Source organism: Gammaproteobacteria bacterium (assembly GCA_014075255.1).
Lineage (GTDB): Bacteria > Pseudomonadota > Gammaproteobacteria > UBA4575 > UBA4575 > JABDMD01.
Window position 1 is genome coordinate 2,335,573 of record CP046178.1, and the last position, 21,863, is coordinate 2,357,435.

Annotated in this window: 22 protein-coding genes; 6 read left to right on the plus strand and 16 right to left on the minus strand. The window is 38.3% G+C overall.

Annotated elements, in window-relative coordinates; all coding sequences use genetic code 11:
- Positions 1–606: 606 nt before the first annotated feature.
- The 3 genes from GKR92_11920 to GKR92_11930 are packed head-to-tail and all read right to left on the minus strand — an operon-like array spanning position 607 to position 4,620.
- Positions 607–2,760 carry an EAL domain-containing protein gene (locus GKR92_11920; protein ID QMU62365.1) on the minus strand — a complete coding sequence of 718 codons (2,154 nt, stop codon included), beginning with the start codon at positions 2,758–2,760 and terminating at the stop codon, positions 607–609.
- Positions 2,761–2,780: 20 nt separating this feature from the next.
- Complete coding sequence (gene narL, locus GKR92_11925) at positions 2,781–3,437, minus strand: two-component system response regulator NarL (protein ID QMU62366.1); 657 nt, start codon at positions 3,435–3,437, stop codon at positions 2,781–2,783.
- A gap of 22 nt (positions 3,438–3,459) precedes the next feature.
- Positions 3,460–4,620 (minus strand): hypothetical protein, encoded by a 1,161-nt coding sequence (locus GKR92_11930; protein ID QMU62367.1) that lies wholly within the window; start codon positions 4,618–4,620, stop codon positions 3,460–3,462.
- Between the two features lie 371 nt (positions 4,621–4,991).
- Here GKR92_11930 and GKR92_11935 point away from each other — a divergent pair, with 371 nt between their 5' ends.
- Positions 4,992–6,101, plus strand: coding sequence for an aminomethyl transferase family protein (locus tag GKR92_11935; GenBank protein QMU62368.1), 1,110 nt, complete (start codon positions 4,992–4,994; stop codon positions 6,099–6,101).
- Positions 6,102–6,158: 57 nt separating this feature from the next.
- Entirely contained in the window at positions 6,159–6,905 is a 747-nt protein-coding gene (locus GKR92_11940; protein QMU62369.1) for a type 1 glutamine amidotransferase, read from the plus strand.
- A 71-nt stretch (positions 6,906–6,976) separates the two neighbouring features.
- Here the strand turns inward: GKR92_11940 and GKR92_11945 are convergent, their stop codons facing one another.
- Together GKR92_11945 and GKR92_11950 are read right to left on the minus strand one after the other, a co-directional pair.
- Positions 6,977–8,440 (minus strand): hypothetical protein, encoded by a 1,464-nt coding sequence (locus GKR92_11945; GenBank protein ID QMU62370.1) that lies wholly within the window; start codon positions 8,438–8,440, stop codon positions 6,977–6,979.
- Between the two features lie 288 nt (positions 8,441–8,728).
- A complete protein-coding gene (locus GKR92_11950) occupies positions 8,729–9,151 on the minus strand; it encodes a DUF861 domain-containing protein (protein ID QMU62371.1) in 423 nt (140 codons plus the stop codon).
- A gap of 389 nt (positions 9,152–9,540) precedes the next feature.
- Between GKR92_11950 and GKR92_11955 the strand changes: the two genes are divergently transcribed.
- Positions 9,541–10,056 (plus strand): hypothetical protein, encoded by a 516-nt coding sequence (locus GKR92_11955; protein QMU62372.1) that lies wholly within the window; start codon positions 9,541–9,543, stop codon positions 10,054–10,056.
- 155 nt (positions 10,057–10,211) lie between these two features.
- Here GKR92_11955 and GKR92_11960 read toward each other — a convergent pair whose 3' ends face one another.
- A complete protein-coding gene (locus GKR92_11960) occupies positions 10,212–10,562 on the minus strand; it encodes a DUF861 domain-containing protein (GenBank protein QMU62373.1) in 351 nt (116 codons plus the stop codon).
- 125 nt (positions 10,563–10,687) lie between these two features.
- Between GKR92_11960 and GKR92_11965 the strand changes: the two genes are divergently transcribed.
- Positions 10,688–11,476 (plus strand): GAF domain-containing protein, encoded by a 789-nt coding sequence (locus GKR92_11965; GenBank protein ID QMU62374.1) that lies wholly within the window; start codon positions 10,688–10,690, stop codon positions 11,474–11,476.
- A gap of 231 nt (positions 11,477–11,707) precedes the next feature.
- Here GKR92_11965 and GKR92_11970 read toward each other — a convergent pair whose 3' ends face one another.
- The 3 genes from GKR92_11970 to mtgA form a co-directional block, all read right to left on the minus strand.
- Entirely contained in the window at positions 11,708–12,385 is a 678-nt protein-coding gene (locus GKR92_11970; GenBank protein ID QMU62375.1) for a response regulator, read from the minus strand.
- Between the two features lie 9 nt (positions 12,386–12,394).
- Entirely contained in the window at positions 12,395–13,828 is a 1,434-nt protein-coding gene (locus GKR92_11975) for a GAF domain-containing protein (GenBank protein ID QMU62376.1), read from the minus strand.
- A 106-nt stretch (positions 13,829–13,934) separates the two neighbouring features.
- Entirely contained in the window at positions 13,935–14,705 is a 771-nt protein-coding gene (gene mtgA, locus GKR92_11980; protein QMU62377.1) for a monofunctional biosynthetic peptidoglycan transglycosylase, read from the minus strand.
- 524 nt (positions 14,706–15,229) lie between these two features.
- Here mtgA and GKR92_11985 point away from each other — a divergent pair.
- Together GKR92_11985 and GKR92_11990 are read left to right on the plus strand one after the other, a co-directional pair.
- Entirely contained in the window at positions 15,230–15,490 is a 261-nt protein-coding gene (locus GKR92_11985; protein QMU62378.1) for a hypothetical protein, read from the plus strand.
- A gap of 209 nt (positions 15,491–15,699) precedes the next feature.
- A complete protein-coding gene (locus GKR92_11990; protein QMU62379.1) occupies positions 15,700–16,044 on the plus strand; it encodes a hypothetical protein in 345 nt (114 codons plus the stop codon).
- 4 nt (positions 16,045–16,048) lie between these two features.
- Here the strand turns inward: GKR92_11990 and GKR92_11995 are convergent, their stop codons facing one another.
- The 7 genes from GKR92_11995 to GKR92_12025 form a co-directional block, all read right to left on the minus strand.
- Positions 16,049–16,810, minus strand: coding sequence for a hypothetical protein (locus GKR92_11995; protein ID QMU62380.1), 762 nt, complete (start codon positions 16,808–16,810; stop codon positions 16,049–16,051).
- 193 nt (positions 16,811–17,003) lie between these two features.
- Positions 17,004–17,528 carry a hypothetical protein gene (locus GKR92_12000; protein ID QMU62381.1) on the minus strand — a complete coding sequence of 175 codons (525 nt, stop codon included), beginning with the start codon at positions 17,526–17,528 and terminating at the stop codon, positions 17,004–17,006.
- 18 nt (positions 17,529–17,546) lie between these two features.
- The gene (locus tag GKR92_12005; GenBank protein QMU62382.1) at positions 17,547–17,963 is read right to left on the minus strand and encodes a hypothetical protein; all 417 of its coding nucleotides are present in this window, start codon (positions 17,961–17,963) and stop codon (positions 17,547–17,549) included.
- 21 nt (positions 17,964–17,984) lie between these two features.
- Entirely contained in the window at positions 17,985–18,311 is a 327-nt protein-coding gene (locus GKR92_12010) for an iron-sulfur cluster assembly accessory protein (GenBank protein QMU62383.1), read from the minus strand.
- A gap of 64 nt (positions 18,312–18,375) precedes the next feature.
- Positions 18,376–19,734: a hydrogenobyrinic acid a,c-diamide synthase (glutamine-hydrolyzing) gene (gene cobB / locus GKR92_12015; GenBank protein QMU62384.1), complete on the minus strand. Its 1,359-nt coding sequence runs from the start codon at positions 19,732–19,734 to the stop codon at positions 18,376–18,378.
- Between the two features lie 34 nt (positions 19,735–19,768).
- The gene (locus GKR92_12020; protein ID QMU62385.1) at positions 19,769–20,986 is read right to left on the minus strand and encodes a molybdopterin oxidoreductase; all 1,218 of its coding nucleotides are present in this window, start codon (positions 20,984–20,986) and stop codon (positions 19,769–19,771) included.
- 42 nt (positions 20,987–21,028) lie between these two features.
- Entirely contained in the window at positions 21,029–21,751 is a 723-nt protein-coding gene (locus GKR92_12025) for a 4Fe-4S dicluster domain-containing protein (protein QMU62794.1), read from the minus strand.
- Between the last annotated feature and the right edge of the window lie 112 nt (positions 21,752–21,863).

Genomic DNA, 21,863 nt, shown 5'->3' on the forward strand with positions numbered 1-21,863 from the left:
TAATAGTCATTATCTTCTTATGCTCAAAGAGAATAAATGATTACTTGTATAATTATTGATGCCTACGGTTTTTTATTACTTTTTTAAATGACGTGCATTCATTATTTTTGAAATCCAATAGATGTTCCATTTACGTATAGATTAGTTAATTATTTTCTTGAAAAGAGTTTCGCGCTCATGGGGTTTAGTATGAGCGCGAAACTACTGCAACATCACGAAGAGGGCTGCGTTTCAATAACGACATGAAGAACGTTTAAACGATATGGAAGGCCCTTGTTCTAAGTGATGATGTTGGTTATGGCATTCTAGTATTTAGCTTTAACTCGAAAGCGTGAAATAAAAAAGACGATACTTTAATCGAGATGTTCGTCAGTGTCGTTGTTTGATACATCTTGATAGATGTATGACAAATTGAGACCCCATAAAGTATGATTTCTGTAAGTGATATCTTCTTATGAAGCGTGATCCCAAGCAATTACGTTATGTAATTAACTCAAAGTAGGTAGAGAATGAGAGAAATCAATGATTGTTTGATAGAGAGGATAACTAAAAGAGAGTTAGACATAATTTGTATTTAATAATTCTTATGTCGATGATTAGAAATAATTATGTATTCAACGAATCTATAAGAATATCTCTTGTTGCATTTTCTGTTTGCGGTATGGAAATGAAGCTACCTTGTGCAATGTCTATATTGGCTTCATTAAGAATATTTAATTGGTTATCGGTTTCTACCCCGTTTGCGATTACGCTAATATTTAAGCCATGCATGAGCGAAACAATTGCGCTTATAAATTTGCCGCGGTCTTTAACACAATTTTCAATTAATATTGGATTCAGCCTAACAAAGTCGATGGGCATTTTTTCCAATAGATGTAAAGATGTCTTGTCATGACCGTATCCATCTAATAATAATTGAATATCCTTTCCTTTCATGGGTTTTAATATGCTATCTGTAGTGCGAGGAGCGTGACTGAGTACATTTTCAGAAACACCAACGATTAAATTACATTGCTCTGGTTTAACGGATAATAACTTTTCACGTAATCTAAATATTGAATCTGCATCTAATAATGATGCACCCGTCACTTGAATGTTTAAGGCTAGTTTTTCGATACCCGATATAGAATTATTCCAGTTTTGGATTTGTCTGTATGCATCATTTAACATCCACTCCCAAAGGGGTGTAATTAATTGAGTATCATCAGAATCTGGTACAAATTTTTCAGCATAAAGTAATCCTTTAATTGGGTGAGGCCAAGCTAATCTGGCCTCAAGTCCAATTAATTTGTTATCTTTAATAGTGACTATGGGTTGCCAATGAACAAGAAATTTATCTTCCTCAAGCGCTTGCTCAAGTTCTAAATCCATATGACTTTGTAAGGCAGCTCTTCCATGCGTAATTAAATCAGAGACTTCGTATCGAGCTCCGCCCAAGCTGGCGGCCCGACTTAAGGCATTTTGAGCTTCTAATAATACGCTGCTGCTATCAGTATGTTTTTGGTGACCAATTACAACCCCAATGCTTGCAGTTGCAAATATTTCGTTTTCGTCAATAGATAAAGGGGCTTGTACTTGCTCCTGGATTTGATTAATAACCTTAGTGATGTTCTTTATACTGTATTCAGATGAATCTATTAAAATACCAAACTGAGTATTTAGTAATTTGCACATTGAAATAGGCTGGTTTAAATCTTCAAATATCCGCAAGCCAATTTCTGTCATAAGAAAATCAGCGCTTGTGAGCCCTAAACTTTCAAGAATCTGAGTGTGTTGGTCAATGCTTAATAACAATAATGCAAAGGTATAATTTTTTCTAGATTTAATTATTTCGATTGCATGCTCTAATCGATCGATAAATAAAATTTCATTAAGAAACTTTGTATCAGGATCGTATAATGAATATTTTTGATCTAGTTTTTGTATCTGTTTTTGTTTATCAAAGTCAATTAATGAGCCTTCAAAAGAAAGTAATTCACCGCTAGATGAGTAAACTCCTTGACCGATATTTAATACCCATCGCTCAGTTTCATCGGCCGTTGTGATTCGGTGAGTGAGTTGGTAATTTTTTCCGTCAGGTAACTTGTATTGGATTGTTTCCATGATGCGTTGACGGTCATCAGGGTGAATAATACTGATGTACGTAGCTTCATTATTTTTAACTAATTGTTCATAGCTATAACCTGTGAGTTCAAGGCATCCAGAGCTTGCATATTCTATTGTTAGCGCTTGATCGTTGCGGCATCTGTACAACATTCCTGAGTAGTTATCTACAAAATTACGCAGGCTGCGGTATTTTGCGTTTAGGATATTTTGTTCATGCATAATTTCCGCAACATCAGTAATCGTACCAATAATGCTTTTTATTTCTTCATTATTATTTTTTAATATCGTATTAGCACGAAGTATGGTGTGAATAGAATTATTAGTTTTAGAAAGAAAGCGAACAACAATAGATTTATCTGCCTGGGCACTCTGTTGGAATTGTTGTTGTAAAAATACTTCAACATTGGGTCGGCCTTTGGGGTGAACATAGTCTAATAAACGTGTGCCTAACGTTTCATTAACTGAAAAGCCTGTTAATTGCTTCCATGAGTTATTCAGAAAAGTCCACTTGCTCGATGGGCTAATTTGGAATACAACCTGTTCCAGATTGCTTAATAAAGTTACTGCAGTATGTTTATCATCATCTTGCTTTGTAATATTGTTGTCTTCAATAGTCTTATTAAAAAACAGCAAAAAATTACTTAATATTTTCATGCTGAGGTATGGTTTTAATGTTACTTACCAAATCCATTGCTTAATGCCCATACGGCAGCCTCAAGTCTGGAGTGAACTTTAAGTTTTCTTAATAAATTTTTAACATGAACCTTTACGGTGCCATCACTAATATTTAATTCGCGGGCAATAAGCTTGTTATTATTTCCATGAGCAATTAATTGTAGTATTTCTTTTTCTCTGACGGTTAAGGATGCATCTTCTTGATTTTCGGGGGAAGAGTTTTTATCTTGTCGTATTGAGCTAGCAAGCATTTCAGATAAATTTTGATCTATGACTACTTGTCCTTTCATTACGCTCTGTAATTTAGATTTTAACACTTCAGGCTCTAGATCTTTTAATAGATAGCCATCTGCACCATTGCGTAACGCAGACACTAAATCTTTCTCATCATTTGATACTGTCAAAACGACTATAAAAGAGTCAATGTCACTTTTTTTAAGTTCAATTAACGTTTCAATTCCATCCATACCTTTCATATTTAAATCGAGCAAAATGAGATCAGGGTTATGTTGTAAAGCAAGTTTAATGCCTTCTTCACCTGAGGGAGCTTCACCGATAAGCTTAAATTCGTCCTCCATATCACTGATTAGTTGGCATACTCCTTTGCGAAATAAGGGGTGATCATCAATAATTAAAACGGAATTATCTATTTGCATATTTACACGCGTAGGTTAGTTATTATAATTTTTTAGTTTCAAAAGTTACACTAATACAAGATCCACCAAGCAGACTTTTTTGTACACGGAATTTCCCCCCTAAATCATGCGCACGTTGTTGCATAATAATCATTCCATGTCGATGAGTGGCGGTCTGATTGTTATTTATTCCTATTCCATCATCGTCAATTGAGATGCTTACCAATCCCTGTTGCAGTATGCTTAATGTTACTTCTGCACGACTAGCTTGCGAATGTCTTACTACATTTGAAATGGCTTCCCTTATTATTTGCAATACATGAATTTCTTCATCTACTGCTAAATCAACTCGGGATAATCTATTATCTAAACTTATTGCAACACTGCTGCGATTTTCAAATTCTTCAATTGAGTTTTCTAATGCGTGAGATAGGTCGCGACTATTTAAAGCTAGTCTAAAAGTTGTAATTAATTCGCGTAATTGTTTGTAGGAAACATCTAGGTTTGTGCGAAGTTCTTCTACAATTCCGTTCACCGCTACCACATTGTCTTCTGAGTTAACTTTGCTGGGGTTTAATAGTGCTTGTAAACGACTAACTTGAATTTTAAGATAGGAGAGCGATTGAGCTAATGAGTCGTGTAGCTCTCTTGCAATTAAGGCTCTTTCTTGATGTAACGCAACACGCTTACTCATATCTAGATGTTGTGAGCTTGATAATATCCCGCTTAATGCAATCCTAATTGAATCAATTTCCTCGATAGAAATTTGGTCTGATAAGTCTTTGGGAATCTTTAAAAGTAAAGTTCCATATGTATTTAGACTGTCTTCACTAAGGCGTATTATTTTTATGTGATAGGGACTGTTATTAATTTGAGAGCTCAGTGCATTGTAATGGTCATCTATCGACATATGATTCAGATAGCTGAATAACAGGTCTTGTTCATTTGTGCTTGCTAATAACTCATTTTCTCCTGATTCTTTGGTCAAATACACTGCACTTGCATCAGCAGAGCAGATTTCTTCAATTTCTTTTAAAAGTGTTTTGAAAGGCGCGTTGGACCCAGGGTTTTCAATTATGGATCTGAGTACGGTATGTAGGAAATGTATATGCCTATGATGAGCTAGAGCATCATCTTCGTGTTCAGAATATTCTCCACTTTTGTTGGAATGAAAGAGTCTTTTCCAGTACGTCGGTCTCGACATGTGTCTGGATATGTCCCTGGTACTTTTGGGGTTGTCAAATAACACAACACTGCCTCGTTATGGATTCACCTTATTCTTATTCGACTATGGTTCATATTATATTTTTAACTGAGCTTTCACATAGAAGGAAAAAACATGAATATCAAGTTTTCACAACTATAATTATAACAGTTAAGTGTTTTTAGGGATTAGAAATATATCTGTGCTTTGTATAGTAGTTACCACTTAAGTTATACATATATTTAGTCATTGACCTATGGCAGGTATACTTTTAATAGTAAGGCCTATTAACCGAGATATAGCTATGTGTATTGTGATGATAAGCTAGCAATATCAATCTGTAGTAATAAAGAAAAAACAAGGAGAAACACATGTCGGTAACTCGCCACACTGCTCTAGAATCAAGACATAAGGCACTAGGTTCGCCTTTAGGCGATTGGAATGGCATGGATATGCCCTGGGAGTACGAACAAGATGTAGTTAAAGAGCATCTAGCGGTTAGAAATGCAGCTGGCCTATTTGATGTATCAGGCCTTAAAAAGGTTCATATTATTGGCAGTGATGCCATTGCGGTTGCTAATCATGTATGCACTCGTGATTTATCTATCGTATATCCCGGTAGATCGATATACGCAATCATTCTTAATGACGATGGTTGTATAACAGATGACTGCATTATGTTTCATATATCCCCTAATCACGTCTTGATGGTACATGGAGGTGGCACGGGTATGGAGCAGTTGAAAAAGTCTGCGCATGGTAAAAATGTAAACATTATATTTGACGATGATTTGCATGACATTTCATTGCAAGGCCCAGCAGCTGTAGATTTTCTTGATCAGCACACTCCTATCGATATGCAGAACTTGAAGTATTTTCATCATATGCCTACTACTTTGTTTGGTCATGAGTGTCTAATTTCTCGAACAGGATATTCTGGTGAACGTGGCTATGAGATCTTTGCCAAAGCGAGTGATGTTGGACCGATTTGGGATGCAATTTTAGAAAATGGCAAAGAGATTGGAATTATTCCATGTTCTTTTAACTGCATCGATGCAATTCGGGTTGAAGCTGCATTGCTGTTTTATCCTTATGATATGTCTGAAGAGAATACGCCATGGGAAGTAGGCATAGGATTTGCAGTGAGTAAAAAGAAAGCTGCTGATTTTCGAGGCAAAGATGCCGTCATGCAGTCTATCGGCAAGGAAAAGATCAAAACATTTGGAATCATTGCAGATTGTGATACTGCAGTGGATGCAGAGGCTGAATTATATCAAGACGGTACAAAGGTGGGTGTCGTTACCGCTCCTGTGTTTTCACCCGTGTTAAACAAATCAATCGCTATGGTTCAATTAGAGCCTGAGTTAGCCCAACCAGGGATTAAGCTTGAAGTTAAAGGCGAAAATGTGTCTTGTTCGGCTGTTACCACAGCGACTCCATTTTTAGATCCAACTAAAGAAAAAAGATCTAAAACAAAGTAACTATATTCAGTTTATGCCTATATGTGGAATACTATTTTATCGTAATCGATCTAATTAATATGTAAGAATTGTATTGGCAACAATGTTGTGAAACCTTTACGTATATATAGGCATGATGAATCCGTTGGTCCTGGCTATTTCCTAGATTATTTAAAACAGCATGGTATTGAGCACGAGTTAATTGCTATCGATCGAGGAGATGCAATTACTGATGATTTTAATAATGCCAGTGGTTTAGTTTTTCTAGGTGGTGATTCAAGTGTTAACGATTCTTTTTCATGGATCGATGATGAAATCAATCTGATAAAACAAGCTGCCGAGAAAAATTTCCCATTATTCGGCCACTGCTTAGGTGCGCAACTTATTAGTAAAGCATTGGGCGGGAAAGTGACGGCAATGCAATGCAAAGAAATAGGCTGGTTCCCATTAGAATGGACAGATAATTCAATAGCTCAAGAATGGTTTGGTCATTTTAAAAATAACATTCAAGCTTTGCATTGGCATGAATATTCATTAACCATGCCAAACGGTGCGACACCTTTATTTGGAACTCAGTTTTGTCCAAATCAGGCATTTGTAGCAAATAATATTGTTGCCACAACGGCACATGTTGAAGCAACTCCTGACTTATTAAAGCAATGGTTGAATGAATATGGCGACAGTCTAATTCCGACATCACAAACGGTGCAGTCAGAGCAAGAGATAACGAATGACTTAAAGGCACGTGTTACAAGCATGCAGCGCGTAGCGGATACCTTATATCAGCGCTGGCTTGTTATGGTGATGAATTACAATTCTAAATAAGATATCTACCTGCATAAAAAAACCCAGCCAATTAGCATTGACTGGGTTTTGATTTCGATTTAGTAAATCGATTAGTTACCAGGCATTACTGGCTTTTGTACCGTTGGGTACTTGAGCGTTACGCTGTCAGGAACAGCCATCGCGTCAGGGTTTTTCGCACCGCGCTTAACGTTATAATCGTCAGTGAATGTGCCATAGGTACCTGGTTCCATTTTATATTCAACTTCTTGCGTACCATGTGCTGCGTTTGCAAGATAGGCATTTGGATCACTCCAATCGTTTCCATTTAAGTTCGCATAGAACTTAATATCTACTAAGACGCCATCACACAATGGGGTGATTTCTTCGTAGTTGGTTGGCCAGCCAGCAGCTCCTGTGGTTTTAGGATAGTTGCTCCAGTCGCCACCTTTTAATGGACAAGCACCGCCACCACCAAATGCTGCACGATCTGGATGATGTACACCATAAATAGGTAAGCCTTTAGCTGCAGCCAGTTTTCCACCTTCTATATGGAATCGTGGCTCTTGAGTAACTTCTGTTTTAACAGCAGCCTTCTTGCCTTTAAGAAAATCATAGTACTCACCGTCTGGTCGTACATACTGAAAATCTTTATTGTCATCATTATCATAAACTGCAGTTACGAAAAGGTAAGGCTCATTGAAAAATGGTCGTTCAATAAGATAGTACTCAGTATTCGTTTTGCTCTCATCAACGGCTTGCCAGTTAACGGTAGATGCATCTTTGCCACCAACATTGATCCATGAGCGCGCATCAGGAAACTGCTCTAGACGTAAGACTTTTGTATAAAGTTCATTTACATCCAATCCAGCACGTTTGCCTAACGGTCCTACTTTACCTGCTGCAGGTTGCTCAAATGCAAAGTCGATCGCTTTTCTAGCATATGGATATTGATTTGCTGACATAGTGCAATAGAAATGCGGTAAGTCTACTGGTACATGGTCTGCGTATTTACCTTTATATTTCGGATGATTTAAAGGTAGATCAATAAAGTTTAAATTTCCATCTTCTGCAACTTCTTGATGAGGGTGCTTGTAACCGTCCCAGCTTTCTTCTGGAATGAAGCTGCCGTATTGATTAGCGATGACACTTGCATGCTTTTTATGAAAAAGATCTGCACCTTTGGGCAATCCTTGAGTGCCTTTTTTGCGGTATTCGCGAATGGTGCCGTTGTCTTGAACCCGCCACAAACCATGTTTACCTTCACCAATAAACGTCATGGTTTGTTCCGTGACATTTACAAATCGATAGGTGTAATTAGTATTCATGTAACCTGAAAAAGCAGGTAAATGTGGGACTTGTGAGTGGGTCATTTTTACACGACCTGTACCCACTACATTTTTTTGCGCATTTTCATCGTCAATGACTTGATCAGTGGTGTAGTAATATGGGTCATCACCTGTTAAGTCCGTTAGACTCCCATCAATTGGCAGTAAGTTTTGCTCATCTGCAAACAGTGTGGGAGTAAACAATAGTAATGCCGCAAAAGTTAGATTTAGATTAAGTGACTTAATCATAAGAACTCCTCGTTATAGTTTTATATCTTTTCAGGCACCGTCATTATGAGTATGAAGAGTACCCGCATAAAAGTTTATTGCGCAATAATGATATTGAGCAACTGACTTATATTTATCTAGTTATTCAATAGGGTCAATTTCTCGAATTACTTACCCATTTAGTAGTATAACCTGGACCTTAAGCTTTAAAGCAGTAGTTAAACTAATAAGACGCATTAAAAATACATATAGGCCAAGCTTGAACAGTATGAATATTGATCAAATAAGCCGCTTTACTTAAAACATTTCTCAAGAACGCTGCCCACAGTAAAAAACAAGTGCTGAGAAGTCGCTAGTGTAAGTAATGTCTGCACCTTCTTCTAAATAAATTACATCTCCCGTCTTCATAACTATGGTTTCACCACCTTTTTCTGCCATGGCCATTTTTCCTTCAAGAATGATGCTGGTCTCGTCATAGTCAAAGGCAAATTGAAGCTCTTTTCCTTTTTGCATTCGAAATAATCCACAGGTGATGGGTGAATCAGGATCATTAGAAAAAACGATATCTTTAATGTATGCATTCACACCGTCAATTTTCATGGAAGGTAACTCAGTAGATACGCTATTTCCCAAATGCTTCATGTGGTTTTCTTCTGAGTGGCCGAGTGAAATAAATAGTATTAATAATGTGAGTGTAGTGAGTGCATATATAGGAAGTTTTTTTATTAACATGGGTTACCTTTTTGAACTTGATAATTTGAAGTGCAGTTATGTGAAAATAGTTATGAAAAAGTTAACCTTTTATCACGTCTAAAAATAGCGAGGCACAGTATCGTGATGGTTTTGTTTTGTAAATGTAAATGTAAATGTAAAATTAAAAAAATGTTATTTTTAAAATTACTCAATAATAATTATGCATAATTATTCACTAGCATAAATAAGGAAATAGCTTTTCTGAATATGCAAGTGTTGCTTTGATGTTTTGATTGTTATCTATGCAAAATAAGTGGATACTTACTCGATTCTGTAATGTGAGAGTTCTCTTAGCGGAATACCCGCCTTGAATAGGTTTTGCGCTATTTAGCTTTTTTAAACACTAACTAATTCATGAGGGTGTAATGATGCTTGGCAAATTACTATTGCTTTTCATTCTTAGTGCAATTTTATCATTTTCCGTAGCAATGGCTGCAAGCGCGCTTCAATATGATGAAGTAATGATTGGATTTGATGGTCCTGCGGTAGAAAAACCAGGTGTTATCGTTATAGACAATGCTGGCATGCTGAAGGAACATTGGATAAGCGAAAAATTAGGCGATAAAAAAATAGCATCGCTGTTAAAGGAAATAGATTTTAGCTCTCAGTTTATTTTAGTCGCCCAGGTTGGTGTTAGAAATACAGCAACAGGCAATATGAATATTGCAGAGATTGAATTTGATGAAACTAAGGACAATGTTGTTGTTTATATACGTATTGGAGTTAATGAACGGGAATGTGAAATACCTAAAAGACAATCACTTCCCTATGCAATTGGTGTAATTGATAAGCCTGAAGTTTGGCCTGCCATGGTCAATTACTATATCGGAAATTTTGGTGATGGATGCAAGCAGCCTCGAGGAACTCAAATTGTTGATATTTAGTTTAGTGTTAATATCAATATAATATTTTATCTCTCAATTAATTGCTGCTTGTGTTTCATCCTATAGGCGGGTGAAATATTCGGCTAGCTAAAGCAGTTAATATTTCTACTTTAGAGCCTTTCAATATTCTTTGCCTAGTATTTTTATACTAATCGCTATATTTCACCTTCTTTACGTTGTCCGCAATAAAATCCAAGTCCTGATGATTTAGAAGTGAAAATAATACTGGTTCCTTTTGGGAAAAAAAGTACGTCACCCGGGGTGACATTAACGGTTTCTCCACCCACTTCTTGTACTGTCATTTCACCTTCGACAATAATTTTGCATTCATCATAGCTGTAGGTGTACTCAAGTTGGTTTCCAGCTTCCATTCTAAAAAATCCCCAGCTTATAGGAGCTCTCTCGTTGTCAGATGAATCTACATCTTGTAAATAAGCACTCACGCCATCAACATTTAAAGAGTTAAGGTCCATTTTTTGCGCGTTTTTGTAATGTTTCATAGCCATGGTAGTCTCCTAAGGAAGGGTAATTAAGTAATGTGTTATTTGTAATTATGCTGTAATCATATCTAATTATTTGGTGATGGGCATGACAATAAACCCCTATAGCAAAAAAATGAATCAGAAATGTGATGTTAAACTTTAAGGAAGAGCCACCGTCAACTAAAGCGCTAAAACAGTATTTTATAGATGGTAATTATCAAAGCCATGCTGGTGATATGTTGGACTGTGTGGCGCATATGATCATCGCGATTGAAAATCCTAAGGAAACTGTACGAGTTGCCCTAAGCTATATGGGCAATCATCTATCTGCTTGTCGCGCCGATGCCGGTTTTGCAGCACCTACAGATACGGTTTACAAACCGTTGTCGGAATATTGCAATGAGACTACGCGACCTCCATCGGTTGAGACACTAGAGTTATCAAATCAACATGATGTGCTGCAAAGAGTATGGCGAAGCCGCACACCTGTTAAATATGAAAATGTATCCAATAATCCCATGCTTGAAGATGTACAAGAAATATTATCTTCAATCCAGAGTAAATCGATGCTTATGCAACGTCTTGTTTGGGATAAAGAGCCTATAGGCATTTCTTGTGTCGATCATACTTTAATAGATCATGAATGGAATGATCACGAAGTTAATTTCATGCAGCAATTTTGCACAGAGTTTTTTGCGCCTCTGGCTGGCATAAGTAATTACTGGCATAACCCCACTATGCATCAAATGTTTAAAAAGCCCAGTGAGTCTGAACTAACGGCTATTAGACTTGCAGCGGAAGGATTGAGCTATAAAAAAATTGCGGAAGAATTAAATAAGTCTGTGAGAACAATAGAAAACCAACTAAGAAATGCGAGACTTAGACTTAATGCAAGTAATCAGGCAGAACTTATAAAAAAATGTGAACCTTGGTTGTAGTTCATTACTTCTTATAGGCGTTCCAAAACAATACGTATGCTGAAAATAAAACTACTAGTAGGCAATATGAGATGATGCTTGTTTGATAATTTTCGCAAGATCCCACGGCATGACTTCGACTACTTGCTTGGAATGTTTAGTGACCAGTTATTTGAAGGTTTTCATATAACTATGAAGGGTATGAATAAGACTTATCGTTCGCAACATTTGCGTTGCGAACGATTGATGAGTTTAAGCGTTGAGGTCGGTTTTCTTAGCGCGTATTCCTTGTTCCACAGCAATGACGGCTGCTTCAACACGAGAGTGAATATTTAATTTTCTTAAAATAGCTTTTACATGCAACTTAACAGTACCGTCAGAAATACCAAGATTTCTGGCAATGACTTTGTTGCTTTGACCTTCTGCTAGCAGACTTAATATTTCACGTTCTCTAGGGGTTAAGTTATCGAGTGGGCTGGGCTCAGGTTCTAGCGGGTCTTCACCCTTTACGACTTTAGCTAGAATTTGTGTCAAGTTAGGAGCCACTACGGTTTCACCTTTGATAATTTCGCGTAAGGCTGCCACCACATCATCCGGTTCCATGTCTTTTAATAAGTAACCTTTAGCGCCATTGCGCAATGCTTCGACCAAATCACGCTCGTCGCCACTGGTGGTGAGCATGGCAATTGGGGTTTCGAATTTTGCTTGTTGAAACTGTTTAAGTACTTCTAGACCGCTCATTCCGGGCATGCGCATATCTAATAATACGATGTCAGGTCTAAGCTCTTGGGCTAGGCGAATGCCTTCACGGCCATCGCTGACGGAAGCAACTACCTCAATTCCATGGCGGCTTAGTAAGCCCTGTAATCCTTCTCGAAATAGGGTGTGGTCATCGATAACAACGATGCGTAATGCAGTATCAAGGCTCATAAATTTGAATTATATTCTCGGTTTTGATGTATTTTGTGGGGCATCAGGCGAATAATCAAATTCTAAGCGAACCTGCACTCCTTCACCAGCGTCTCCTTCTATACTTAGTGTACCACCAATTCGATTAGCGCGGTCTTTCATGACGCTGAGACCTACGTGTTCTCCGGCACTATTCTGTTTTTGTCGCTCAGAAATGCCAACTCCGTCATCTTCTATAAGTACTGTGTAATGACCCTTTTCATCTCCATGCATCCATACACGTACAGTATTGGCTTCACTGTGTTTGCGCGCGTTGGTTAGCGTCTCTTGAATAATGCGTAAAACCTGTAATTCGATAACTTCAGGTAATTTTATATTTGGCCACTCTTTTTGCAGATAGACTTGTATACCGTCACTGTCATGTTTAAAACGCTCCACTATTTGTTCCACCGAACCGGTAAAGTTATATTCGCCACTAGGAATGCGAAAATGGGCGATTAATGCGCGTAGCTCTGAGTTTGCTTCATCAATCGTGGTTTCAATACGTTCTAATTCTTGCCAGGTAGCGGCTTCATCTTCCTGGTGAATCGTTTCATCTAGTACACGAACTTGATATTTAACACTGGCCAATGTTTGTGCCAGCGAATCATGTAGTTCATTAGCGAAGCTGGTACGTTCGCGCACAATATTGAGTTCATTAGTTTCTTCATCAAGACGTGATTTTTCTACTGCAATTCCTAAATGGCGGCCAATACTTGTAAATAATTCTTCATATTCACTTTTATTAGAAAATTGATTTTCATCGATATACAGATTGTAGACGCCTAGAATATTTCCACGGTATTGTAAAGGCACAACTAGAATTGAGAGTGGTTTGTTGTTGAAGTATTTTTCAGATAATTCCTGTGGGCAGGTGACAATATCTACAGGAATAGTTTGTTGCTCAGAGTTCCTTATAGCTTCAGGTAAAAAAGGATGTCGATTATTAAAATCAGTAGTTAAACCAATTTCAGCAATCAGTGAACATGTATTTTCTTCAGCTGAGAGATAAACTGAAGCTGCATGTGCGTTTGATAGTTCAGTCATGGTATGCAAAAAGTGCGTAAGTAATGTTTGCACATCTCGTGTCATATTGATGCTGGTGACTACATCGTAAAGTGTTTCCAGTGACTTATTTTTTTGCCCAATGTGCTCAGTATGAAGTTGCAATTGTAGTTCTGCGTCTTGTGATAATGAACCCAACATTTCGCCAACAAAATTGATGTCCTGGCTGAGTTCTGTAATTTCAGAGTGTTCTGATACAGGTATACGTGCGGATAGCTCACCAGCACGTATTTTTTGTGTCCAAGTACGTAGTGAGGATAGAAAATCGCTTAAATCTTGTTTGGGCAACGCATGCATCTTCTCTTCTTGTTCAGGATTGCTGCTTCCAGAATTACTATGTTTATTTTGTGTTTTGTTCATATTTTTCTATTTTATAATTTTGCGACCCCGTAACTATAGAGGTGTGCAGTATACGCTTTCTGCAGGCTAAAAATTTATTCTACGTCTATTTTCAGACACTCAAATACTATTCCCAAATAGTTTTTAAATATCCAGCGCCTCCAAGTGAGCGGGCTTGATTGGAGATATGTTCTGCTCGTTGTAAAACATAATTTGATGGATGTGAGGCATGTAGTTTGTGAGGGTTAGGTAATACCGCCGCAAGTACTGAGGCTTCATGTTGACTTAGCTGGGCGGCGGACTTATTGAAATGTGTGTAGGCTGCGTTTTTCACACCAAAAATATTCGGTCCAAATTCTGCAACATTTAAATACACTTCTAGAATGCGCCATTTTGGCCACAGCGTTTCAATTAATAATGCAAAATAGGCTTCAAGCCCTTTTCTGAAGAAACTTTTTTTTGGCCAGAGGAAAATGTTTTTAGAAACTTGCTGCGTGATGGTGCTGGCACCTCGCAATCTTTTTTGATTTTTATTTTCTTCAAAAGCAGATTGTATTGCCTTAAGATCAAAACCATAATGATTTGGAAATTTTTGGTCTTCAGCAGCGACCGCTGCAATTAAAAGGTATGGAGAAATTTCTTTGAGGGGTACCCAGTTTAATTTATAGGGCACAAAATCAGTTGATACTCTTTGTGCGATCATGAAGCTGGTATACGGGGGATTGAGCCAACGCAATGCCAGAGTGGCTATCAGGCTTAAGCCGACCAGTACCAATACCAGATTTCTTGACCATTTAAAGCTGCGTGTAATGGCCCGTACTATGATGGAAGAAGATTTTTTCCGTTTGCGAGATTTTTTCTTTTTTCTTCTGTTCTCTGCATATACATGTATGTTCATTGGCAGTGTGCTTTGTGGTGAAAGATTTGCATTGCAGCGATTTTAGATAGTTGGATTATAGCGAGTTCATAGCCCTATCTAAGCAATGCTTACCAATGGAGATAGATTGATAGAGCTCATAGGGACAGCAAAGTACATAAAACAATAGATTATTAGTGTTCTTGTAGGTCAGCCTCGGTTTAGCGATAATAGGCCTTGTGGGACTGTATCAGTCTCAATGAGCATAATGCTCTATAACCATAAAAAATTCATAGGAGTATGGAAATGGACGAATTTGTAAAAACGATGTTAGTAGTGGCTGCGATGGTAATTCCTTGCATCATTATTGGCGTTGCTATTATCGGCAAATTTTAACCGCCGACCTGATACTGTACTAGGCGCGGTATTCATTCGTGCCTAAGTCGCAGATAATTACCCCGCAAATATTTTCTTAATAAACATAGTTACTTATCTTGAATTCAATTTTTTATAGGCTCATTGTTGGTGGTTGCTTAAGTATAAGCTTTTGTACAGCTTGTCTTTCATTGCCCAGGTCTAATGAAGAAGTACCCGCAAGATATAGCCATACCGAACTAAGTGCAGGTAAGCATTACTTGGCATACAGTGGGGTGTTGGCGATGACCTTAGAAGTCGCCAATGAAAAGTGGCTGGCTAAAGCAGAGAAACTATGCAAGTCGCGTGAATTTGAGTATGAATTCGATAAAGAAGAATTTCGCGGCAAAGATTTCTCCGAGAATAAATACCCATATATTGAAGGGAAATTGTTCTGTACCAAAACAGAATAAATTTTTTTTTGATTTCTCATTCAATAAATCTAACGTTTTATTGAACCAATCCCTTAGTATTCTGCCTATTTTTATATTAATTGATTCTCGACATAAGTAATTTATAGTCGAATTATCAGATACTTTAAAATACAATTACTTCATTGCTTGTGTATTGCTAGGCTTGCGAGCATACAAATAATAATTATTTCTAGAGTTGGAGTTGGGTTATGGCTATATGGTCATCACGGTCGAATAAAAAAAATTTGCCGCCTAAGGTTGTGGTTAAAGCTGCGATCAGTCCTTCCCACTGTGTGGAAGTGAATATGCCGTATGACGCATGTGAAAAAGTGTTAGAACTTCATGGCAAGCGTTTCCTATCTGCCGAAGCACCTGAATTGCCACAACCGGGCTGTGACCAATACTGTAAATGTAAATTTAAACATTACAACGACAGGCGTCAGGATGAAAGGCGCGATGCATTTAGTTCAAGCGGGATTCACTTCAGTGGCGAAAAAAACCGTCGTTTAGATGGAGATCGCCGTCGTAATTCTGCAGTTAGAGTAGGTTTTTAGTAACTTAAGAATCTTCTATTACTGCATCTGGTAGAATTTCTACTGTTTGATCAACACTCTGCTGTTTTATATTAATAGCTTGATGGTCGTCCGTAAGGTCTTCTTCAACTTCAATTTTATCAATATCGAAATCAATCGGTCTTAGATTTAAGTCATTTGAGATATCTGCAAAAGCGGATTCAAATGCAAGCACCATAGCTTTATATATAGCTTGTCCGTATATGTCTTGTGTTTCGCGTTTATTGCGAAGTATTTTGCCTTCTTGGCCTTTACCTTCAGCAGTAAATACACTTTCATAAATTCTGTTTTTGTTGGAGTCTGTTAGGAAAACTTCAATTTTAGTTTTTGCAATAGGCTGCATGCGTCCTTTTACCACACGAATAGAATGATCTAGTTTATAAATGCGAGCGTGCACATTTAGTAATGGTAGGTCTGGGTGTTTGCCATCATCTTGAAACCATCGAAAGATACTTGCATGACCTGCAAGATTTAACATTTGGTCTTCTGGGATAATAATTTTTGTCAGATTGCGATCGTCAGCATTTTCTGCTTCTACCTTGCCGGATTTGTCTCGAACTTCAGGGTAAAAATATACATTCGCGAGGTACGGTTTAACCTCAGGTAGATCTTGCATGGCGGCAACGAGTTGATCGGCATCCGCATCGGCCTCATATTGTGTTGCGCAAGCCGTTAGCGCAAGCGTAATGGCTAGAGCTAAGTATGGGAAAGATATTTTAATTTGATTGAAATTACTGTTGTATTGCATAAGTCGTCCCGCCTACGAAAAACTCCCTCATATACAAGAGTGTAACGACTTCATAGGACAACTCTAATACACGAATAGACCGTTAGTAAGGCAGAAATGCCAATTATCAGGATCTGGCCTATTAGTAGGTCCAGTAAAGACAAGAGGGCTAGTTCAAAAAAATAAACTAGAGAAGGTGGGGTTTTAAGTGCGCTTATTTATCTTCTTCGACGATTGATTTTAATTGGTTTAAACCGTCTTGAAACATCTTTCCAATCGAATATTTCATAAACAGGGCAAAGTAACCACCAATGATAGGCATGCTCATATCTCCCTCTAACGACCAGCGCACACGGGTGCGTGTTTGTGAGGAAGTGTCGTATTGAATAGCGCTTTTACTTTTGTACTTTCCGCCTTGAAAAAATAAATCGTATTCAATACCTTTTTCAGGCGACCAGGAAGTAAAAGTTAAAGAACCCCCGCCATGTTTATCTGTCCAACTTTGGCTAGCGCCGATCCCTGTAGCTCTTTCGCCTATGGTGATTTCAATTTCCGGGTCTTCACTTTTCCAAGCTGTCCATGTTTGCCACTTATTTAGATCACCGACATACTCATGTAGGTGTGCAGAGGTAGATGAAATAGTTGTAGTTTTACTTACCGCGAAATTGGTAGGTAAAAAGTAACCAATAATTCCTAAGACCAGTAATAGCAGAAAAATGAATGAAAGAAGTTTTTTCATAACTAGCTCATATAGGGCTTATGCGTGAGTACTTTTTGACTTATATATAAACGCAACAATCATTCCGGCTAATATTAATTCAATAATTACTCCCACGATCCAACTGATTACCATATTCATAGGATAGGGCGCCACGGCATACATTATTAGATTAGTGCCGATAAATATTATTGCAACTAACAAGCCATAGATAGCGCCTTCAGCAATGCCACCACGCTTGAAAGCTTTGGTAAATAAGGCTACAAAGCCTACCGACATAATAATTTGGCCTAAGATCATCCACACCATATAGTCGTTCATGACTTCGTGAGGCCGCCATAAACTAGCGGTTTGCTCGTATGTACTGGCCATAAACATACCATGAAATAAAAAATCAAATGCCATAATAAAAATAGTTACAGCGATGCTTGCGAGGATAAATTTTTTAGCATTCATAATTGTCCCTCACTATTTAAATTAGCTTTCAGTCGGTGGAGTGTAATTAGGGTCGTTAGGATTTAAAAACACGAAATGAAATTGTTTGGGTTCGAGCTCGATATAATCAAGCGTGGTGCCATTTAATAATTCAAAACTAGAGTCTGCCACCACAATTTCAACGCCATTTGATTTAAACGAGTGATCTTTTTCACTATTGGAGCCTATGTCATCAAACCCTAGACCATAATGTAATGAGTCATCACTATTACGGGTTGCAGCAATTCGCAGTGAGGTGTTTTCTAATTTTGATTCGACAGCAGCTTTTTTAATTTGGTTGGCTGCAGTTTCAGTAACTTCAATGCTCATAGAATCGTTGGATTATTATCATTGATGGAGTTCTAATTGTAGTACATCCCCTAGCGATGTACATCTAGGCTTTGGATTTAACAAATTCTAAAAAGCTTAAAATCCATTGATTTTGTTGTGTATTTCGCTGGTGAGCGTAACAAGCCAATAGGTTTTTATACACGATGCCATCGTGTTCACCATTCACACCAAAGCCGCGATTTACCTGGTATGCGTAGTCAGTCTCTATGGGAGTGTTAACTAGTTTTGAATAGTGAAATTCATGACCGGGGATCTCATTACCATGGTTTGTATCCCACGGATGAATATTTTTATTTTTTAGTAATGTGTAGCCGCGTCCAATGGGCTTTTCATGCATTTCGCAATCTGCATTAATGATGCCTACCATATCAGATTGTTGTTTTTGGTACTTAATAGACTTGCTTAAATACATTAAACCGCCGCATTCAGCATAAGTCGGCATGCCATTTTCAATTGCATTGAGAATGGCTTGTTTCATGCCGCTGTTAGCCGCAAGTTCTTGCATGCGTTTTTCAGGAAAACCGCCACCAATGAATAATGCATCTGTATCGGGTAATGTTTGATCGTGTAAAGTATCGAAAGGGATGAGACGTGCGCCATACTGGCGAAACCTATCTAAATCATCTGCATAATAAAATCCGAAAGCTTCATCCTTAGCATAAGCTATCGTAAGATTAAATTGCTGATCAAACTTTTGCGATTTTTCGACTTGAAAGATTTTAGCAGTATTAGCAATAGCGGTAATTTTTTCCAGATCGACTTGCTTAGCAATAATCTCTGCCATGCGCGAAATTTTAGAATCAGCATAGTTATCTTCGTTGCTTGGCATTAAACCTAAGTAACGTTCGACTAGCTCTAATTCAGCACTGCGCTGCACCATACCTAAAATTGGAATATTGGTATAACGTTCGATGACTGCGGTTAATTTTGCTGCATGTCGTTCACCACCAACAAAATTTAAGATTACACCGGCAATATTGACGGCTGGATCAAATTGTTGATAACCGATCAATAATGGAGCTACACCGCGTATCGTGCCACGAGTATCTAACACTAGGATGACGGGAGACTGGATGAGTTTCGCTAAGGCTGCATTACTGTTGCTACCATCGGCCGCAAGACCATCATGTAAGCCTTTGTTGCCTTCGATAACGCTGATGTCGACATCTTGACTATGTGTGCTTAACGTTGCTTTGATTTCGTCTTCGGATTGGGTCCAAAAGTCAAGGTTGTAACAATTGCGATCAGTCGCTTTTGCAAGCCACATTGGGTCTATGTAATCGGGACCTTTCTTAAATGATTGAACGTTAAGGCCTTGCTGATGTAAAGCTGCAGAGATACCAATACTTAAAACAGTTTTGCCTGAAGATTTATTTGCGGCAGATATAAGAAAGTGTGCCACGATGATTATTTAAAGCACTCTAGTGTTATCCAATTTAAGAGGATTTTGCCGCGTTTAATTCTAAAGCTTTGTCAGAAAGACTTTCAGGTAAGAAATCTAAAATTGCCACGCCTACTGTAACGACAAGTAGCGCGATACACGTGCCGCCAATACCAAGTAAGATTTCCCAAATGCTTGGAGCATATTCAGCCACTACGCCATCATAGAAGCTACTGCTAACTTCGTGGCCAGGGAACATTTCTAATGGATAAGCTTGGCCGCCGATAATAATTACATACAATTGTGCCAGGCCTCCGATGATTACTAGGAGAGAAGCGATAGTTAAACAATTACGACACTGGCTCATGGGTTTGATAAAGACTAATGCTAATGGAATTAAACAGCCTAAAATAATATGCACACCCCAAAACAAATATGTATAGATTCCACCATCTTTTAGAATGAATGCTTCGACACCGTGGTGTTCTGTCGCATATAGATTTGTGAGGTGGTAGGCGATCACGAAGTAAAATACTGCAGCAACAAATATTCCCAATAATTTTCTAAGTTTGTCGAGCATTGCATCACCAAGATTACGATGACTCCACTTATAACTGGCTTGCAACACTAAAATAAAAACAGCCATGCCAAAGGCAAAAGACATAATAATAAACATCGGGGCCATAATGGCGGCATCATAAGCTTGGCGCGCTACGAGGAAGCCAAAAATTGATCCAGTACCGGTAGTGAGTATCAAACGCCAAATGAACGCAAACAGACCAGCAGTTTTGCTGAATTTGTTCATTTTACGTTCCATCATCATCCATAGGTAGAAACCGGTAATAATGATGAAGCCGGTGTATAAGAAAATATTCCAGGCAAAGATGGACTTAAAATTATATTTTGTCATCGCCACAATTAAACGATCGGGTCGACCTAAGTCCAGCACTAATATTGCTAAGCCGCCTATTAGCAAGGCGATTGCAAGCAGCGCAGACAGCCTAGCGAGTGGTTTGTAATCATATTTGCCAAATACAGACGATATCGATGCCACATTCAGTGCGCCAGAAGCTGCAACAATTAAAAAGATAGCAATTACATGAGGGAACCCCCAAACAATTTGGTTGGTCATACCTGATATGTAATGACCATGTGAATCCATATGATGTGAGGATAAGTAACCGACTACAGCTGCCAGCCCTAATGCCATTAATAAAACCCAGTATTGAACTGATTTTGCTTCTAGTGAACTGAATCGAGTAGTTTCAATCATTTTTCTTATTCTTAACTAAAATAAACTTACTTATAAACCTTCTTATAGGCCTTGGTAACGCACACCAGTATTTAAATCTAAGTCCGCACGTATCTGAACACCACCGTGTTTTTCCAATTGCTTTGAAATTTCACTATTAGGATCGTTCAAGTCACCAAATAAAAGTGCTTGATGGCCGTCTTTAGCGCAAGCTTCTGCACAAGCGGTATTGTTGTCGCCACGATCTACTTTATGTACACAAAGTGTGCAGCTTTCTACAGTACCTTTGCCACGTGGGGCATGCGGTAATTGATCTTCTAGCGGTTCATGAATAAAAGAGCGGGCTTTATAAGGGCAGGCCATCATGCAATAACGACAACCAATACAGGTGTGTGCATCGACCAGAACGATCCCATCTTCGCGTTTAAAAGAAGAGCCAGTTGGGCAAACGTCTACACAAGGAGGGTGCTCGCAATGCTGGCACATCATAGGTAATGAGGTGACGTGACCAGTTTGCTTATCTTTTACATTTAATTTGCGAATCCATTGCGCATCAGTTTTAGGTCGTCCTAAATCCCAAAGACCATGTTCTTCGTTACATGCGGTAACACAAGCGTCACAATCTTCTTGGCATACATTAGTATTAACTAGCATGCCCCATCTTTGCTGGCTGCTAACTGCTTGATCAACAGGTTTTGCAGATGCGGTTTGATGCAGCATTACACCTGGAGCAATGGTTAAACCGCCTACTACAGCTGCACTTTTTATAAACTCCCGCTTGTGCATGTCTATATTAGGGTCAACTTCATAGACAATTTCTTTTCTGTCTATGGACTCGTCAACGGCACTAAGTACGTTGTCTATATTGGTATCAATGTCTAATTTATAGCGCATGTGT

Excerpts from the sequence above, each read along its gene's own strand:
- GKR92_11970 (QMU62375.1), bottom strand. The coding sequence starts at position 12,385 with ATGAGCCTTGATACTGCATTACGCATCGTTGTTATCGATGACCACACC.
- GKR92_11995 (QMU62380.1), bottom strand. The coding sequence starts at position 16,810 with ATGCAATACAACAGTAATTTCAATCAAATTAAAATATCTTTCCCATAC.
- mtgA (QMU62377.1), bottom strand. The coding sequence starts at position 14,705 with ATGAACATACATGTATATGCAGAGAACAGAAGAAAAAAGAAAAAATCT.
- GKR92_11950 (QMU62371.1), bottom strand. The coding sequence starts at position 9,151 with ATGTTAATAAAAAAACTTCCTATATATGCACTCACTACACTCACATTA.
- GKR92_11960 (QMU62373.1), bottom strand. The coding sequence starts at position 10,562 with ATGGCTATGAAACATTACAAAAACGCGCAAAAAATGGACCTTAACTCT.
- GKR92_12020 (QMU62385.1), bottom strand. The coding sequence starts at position 20,986 with ATGATTGAAACTACTCGATTCAGTTCACTAGAAGCAAAATCAGTTCAA.
- narL (QMU62366.1), bottom strand. The coding sequence starts at position 3,437 with ATGCAAATAGATAATTCCGTTTTAATTATTGATGATCACCCCTTATTT.
- GKR92_11935 (QMU62368.1), top strand. The coding sequence starts at position 4,992 with ATGTCGGTAACTCGCCACACTGCTCTAGAATCAAGACATAAGGCACTA.
- GKR92_11945 (QMU62370.1), bottom strand. The coding sequence starts at position 8,440 with ATGATTAAGTCACTTAATCTAAATCTAACTTTTGCGGCATTACTATTG.
- GKR92_12005 (QMU62382.1), bottom strand. The coding sequence starts at position 17,963 with ATGAATGCTAAAAAATTTATCCTCGCAAGCATCGCTGTAACTATTTTT.
- GKR92_11920 (QMU62365.1), bottom strand. The coding sequence starts at position 2,760 with ATGAAAATATTAAGTAATTTTTTGCTGTTTTTTAATAAGACTATTGAA.
- GKR92_12010 (QMU62383.1), bottom strand. The coding sequence starts at position 18,311 with ATGAGCATTGAAGTTACTGAAACTGCAGCCAACCAAATTAAAAAAGCT.
- GKR92_11975 (QMU62376.1), bottom strand. The coding sequence starts at position 13,828 with ATGAACAAAACACAAAATAAACATAGTAATTCTGGAAGCAGCAATCCT.
- GKR92_11930 (QMU62367.1), bottom strand. The coding sequence starts at position 4,620 with ATGTCGAGACCGACGTACTGGAAAAGACTCTTTCATTCCAACAAAAGT.
- GKR92_12025 (QMU62794.1), bottom strand. The coding sequence starts at position 21,751 with ATGCACAAGCGGGAGTTTATAAAAAGTGCAGCTGTAGTAGGCGGTTTA.
- GKR92_11955 (QMU62372.1), top strand. The coding sequence starts at position 9,541 with ATGCTTGGCAAATTACTATTGCTTTTCATTCTTAGTGCAATTTTATCA.
- GKR92_11990 (QMU62379.1), top strand. The coding sequence starts at position 15,700 with ATGGCTATATGGTCATCACGGTCGAATAAAAAAAATTTGCCGCCTAAG.
- GKR92_12000 (QMU62381.1), bottom strand. The coding sequence starts at position 17,528 with ATGAAAAAACTTCTTTCATTCATTTTTCTGCTATTACTGGTCTTAGGA.
- GKR92_11965 (QMU62374.1), top strand. The coding sequence starts at position 10,688 with ATGTTAAACTTTAAGGAAGAGCCACCGTCAACTAAAGCGCTAAAACAG.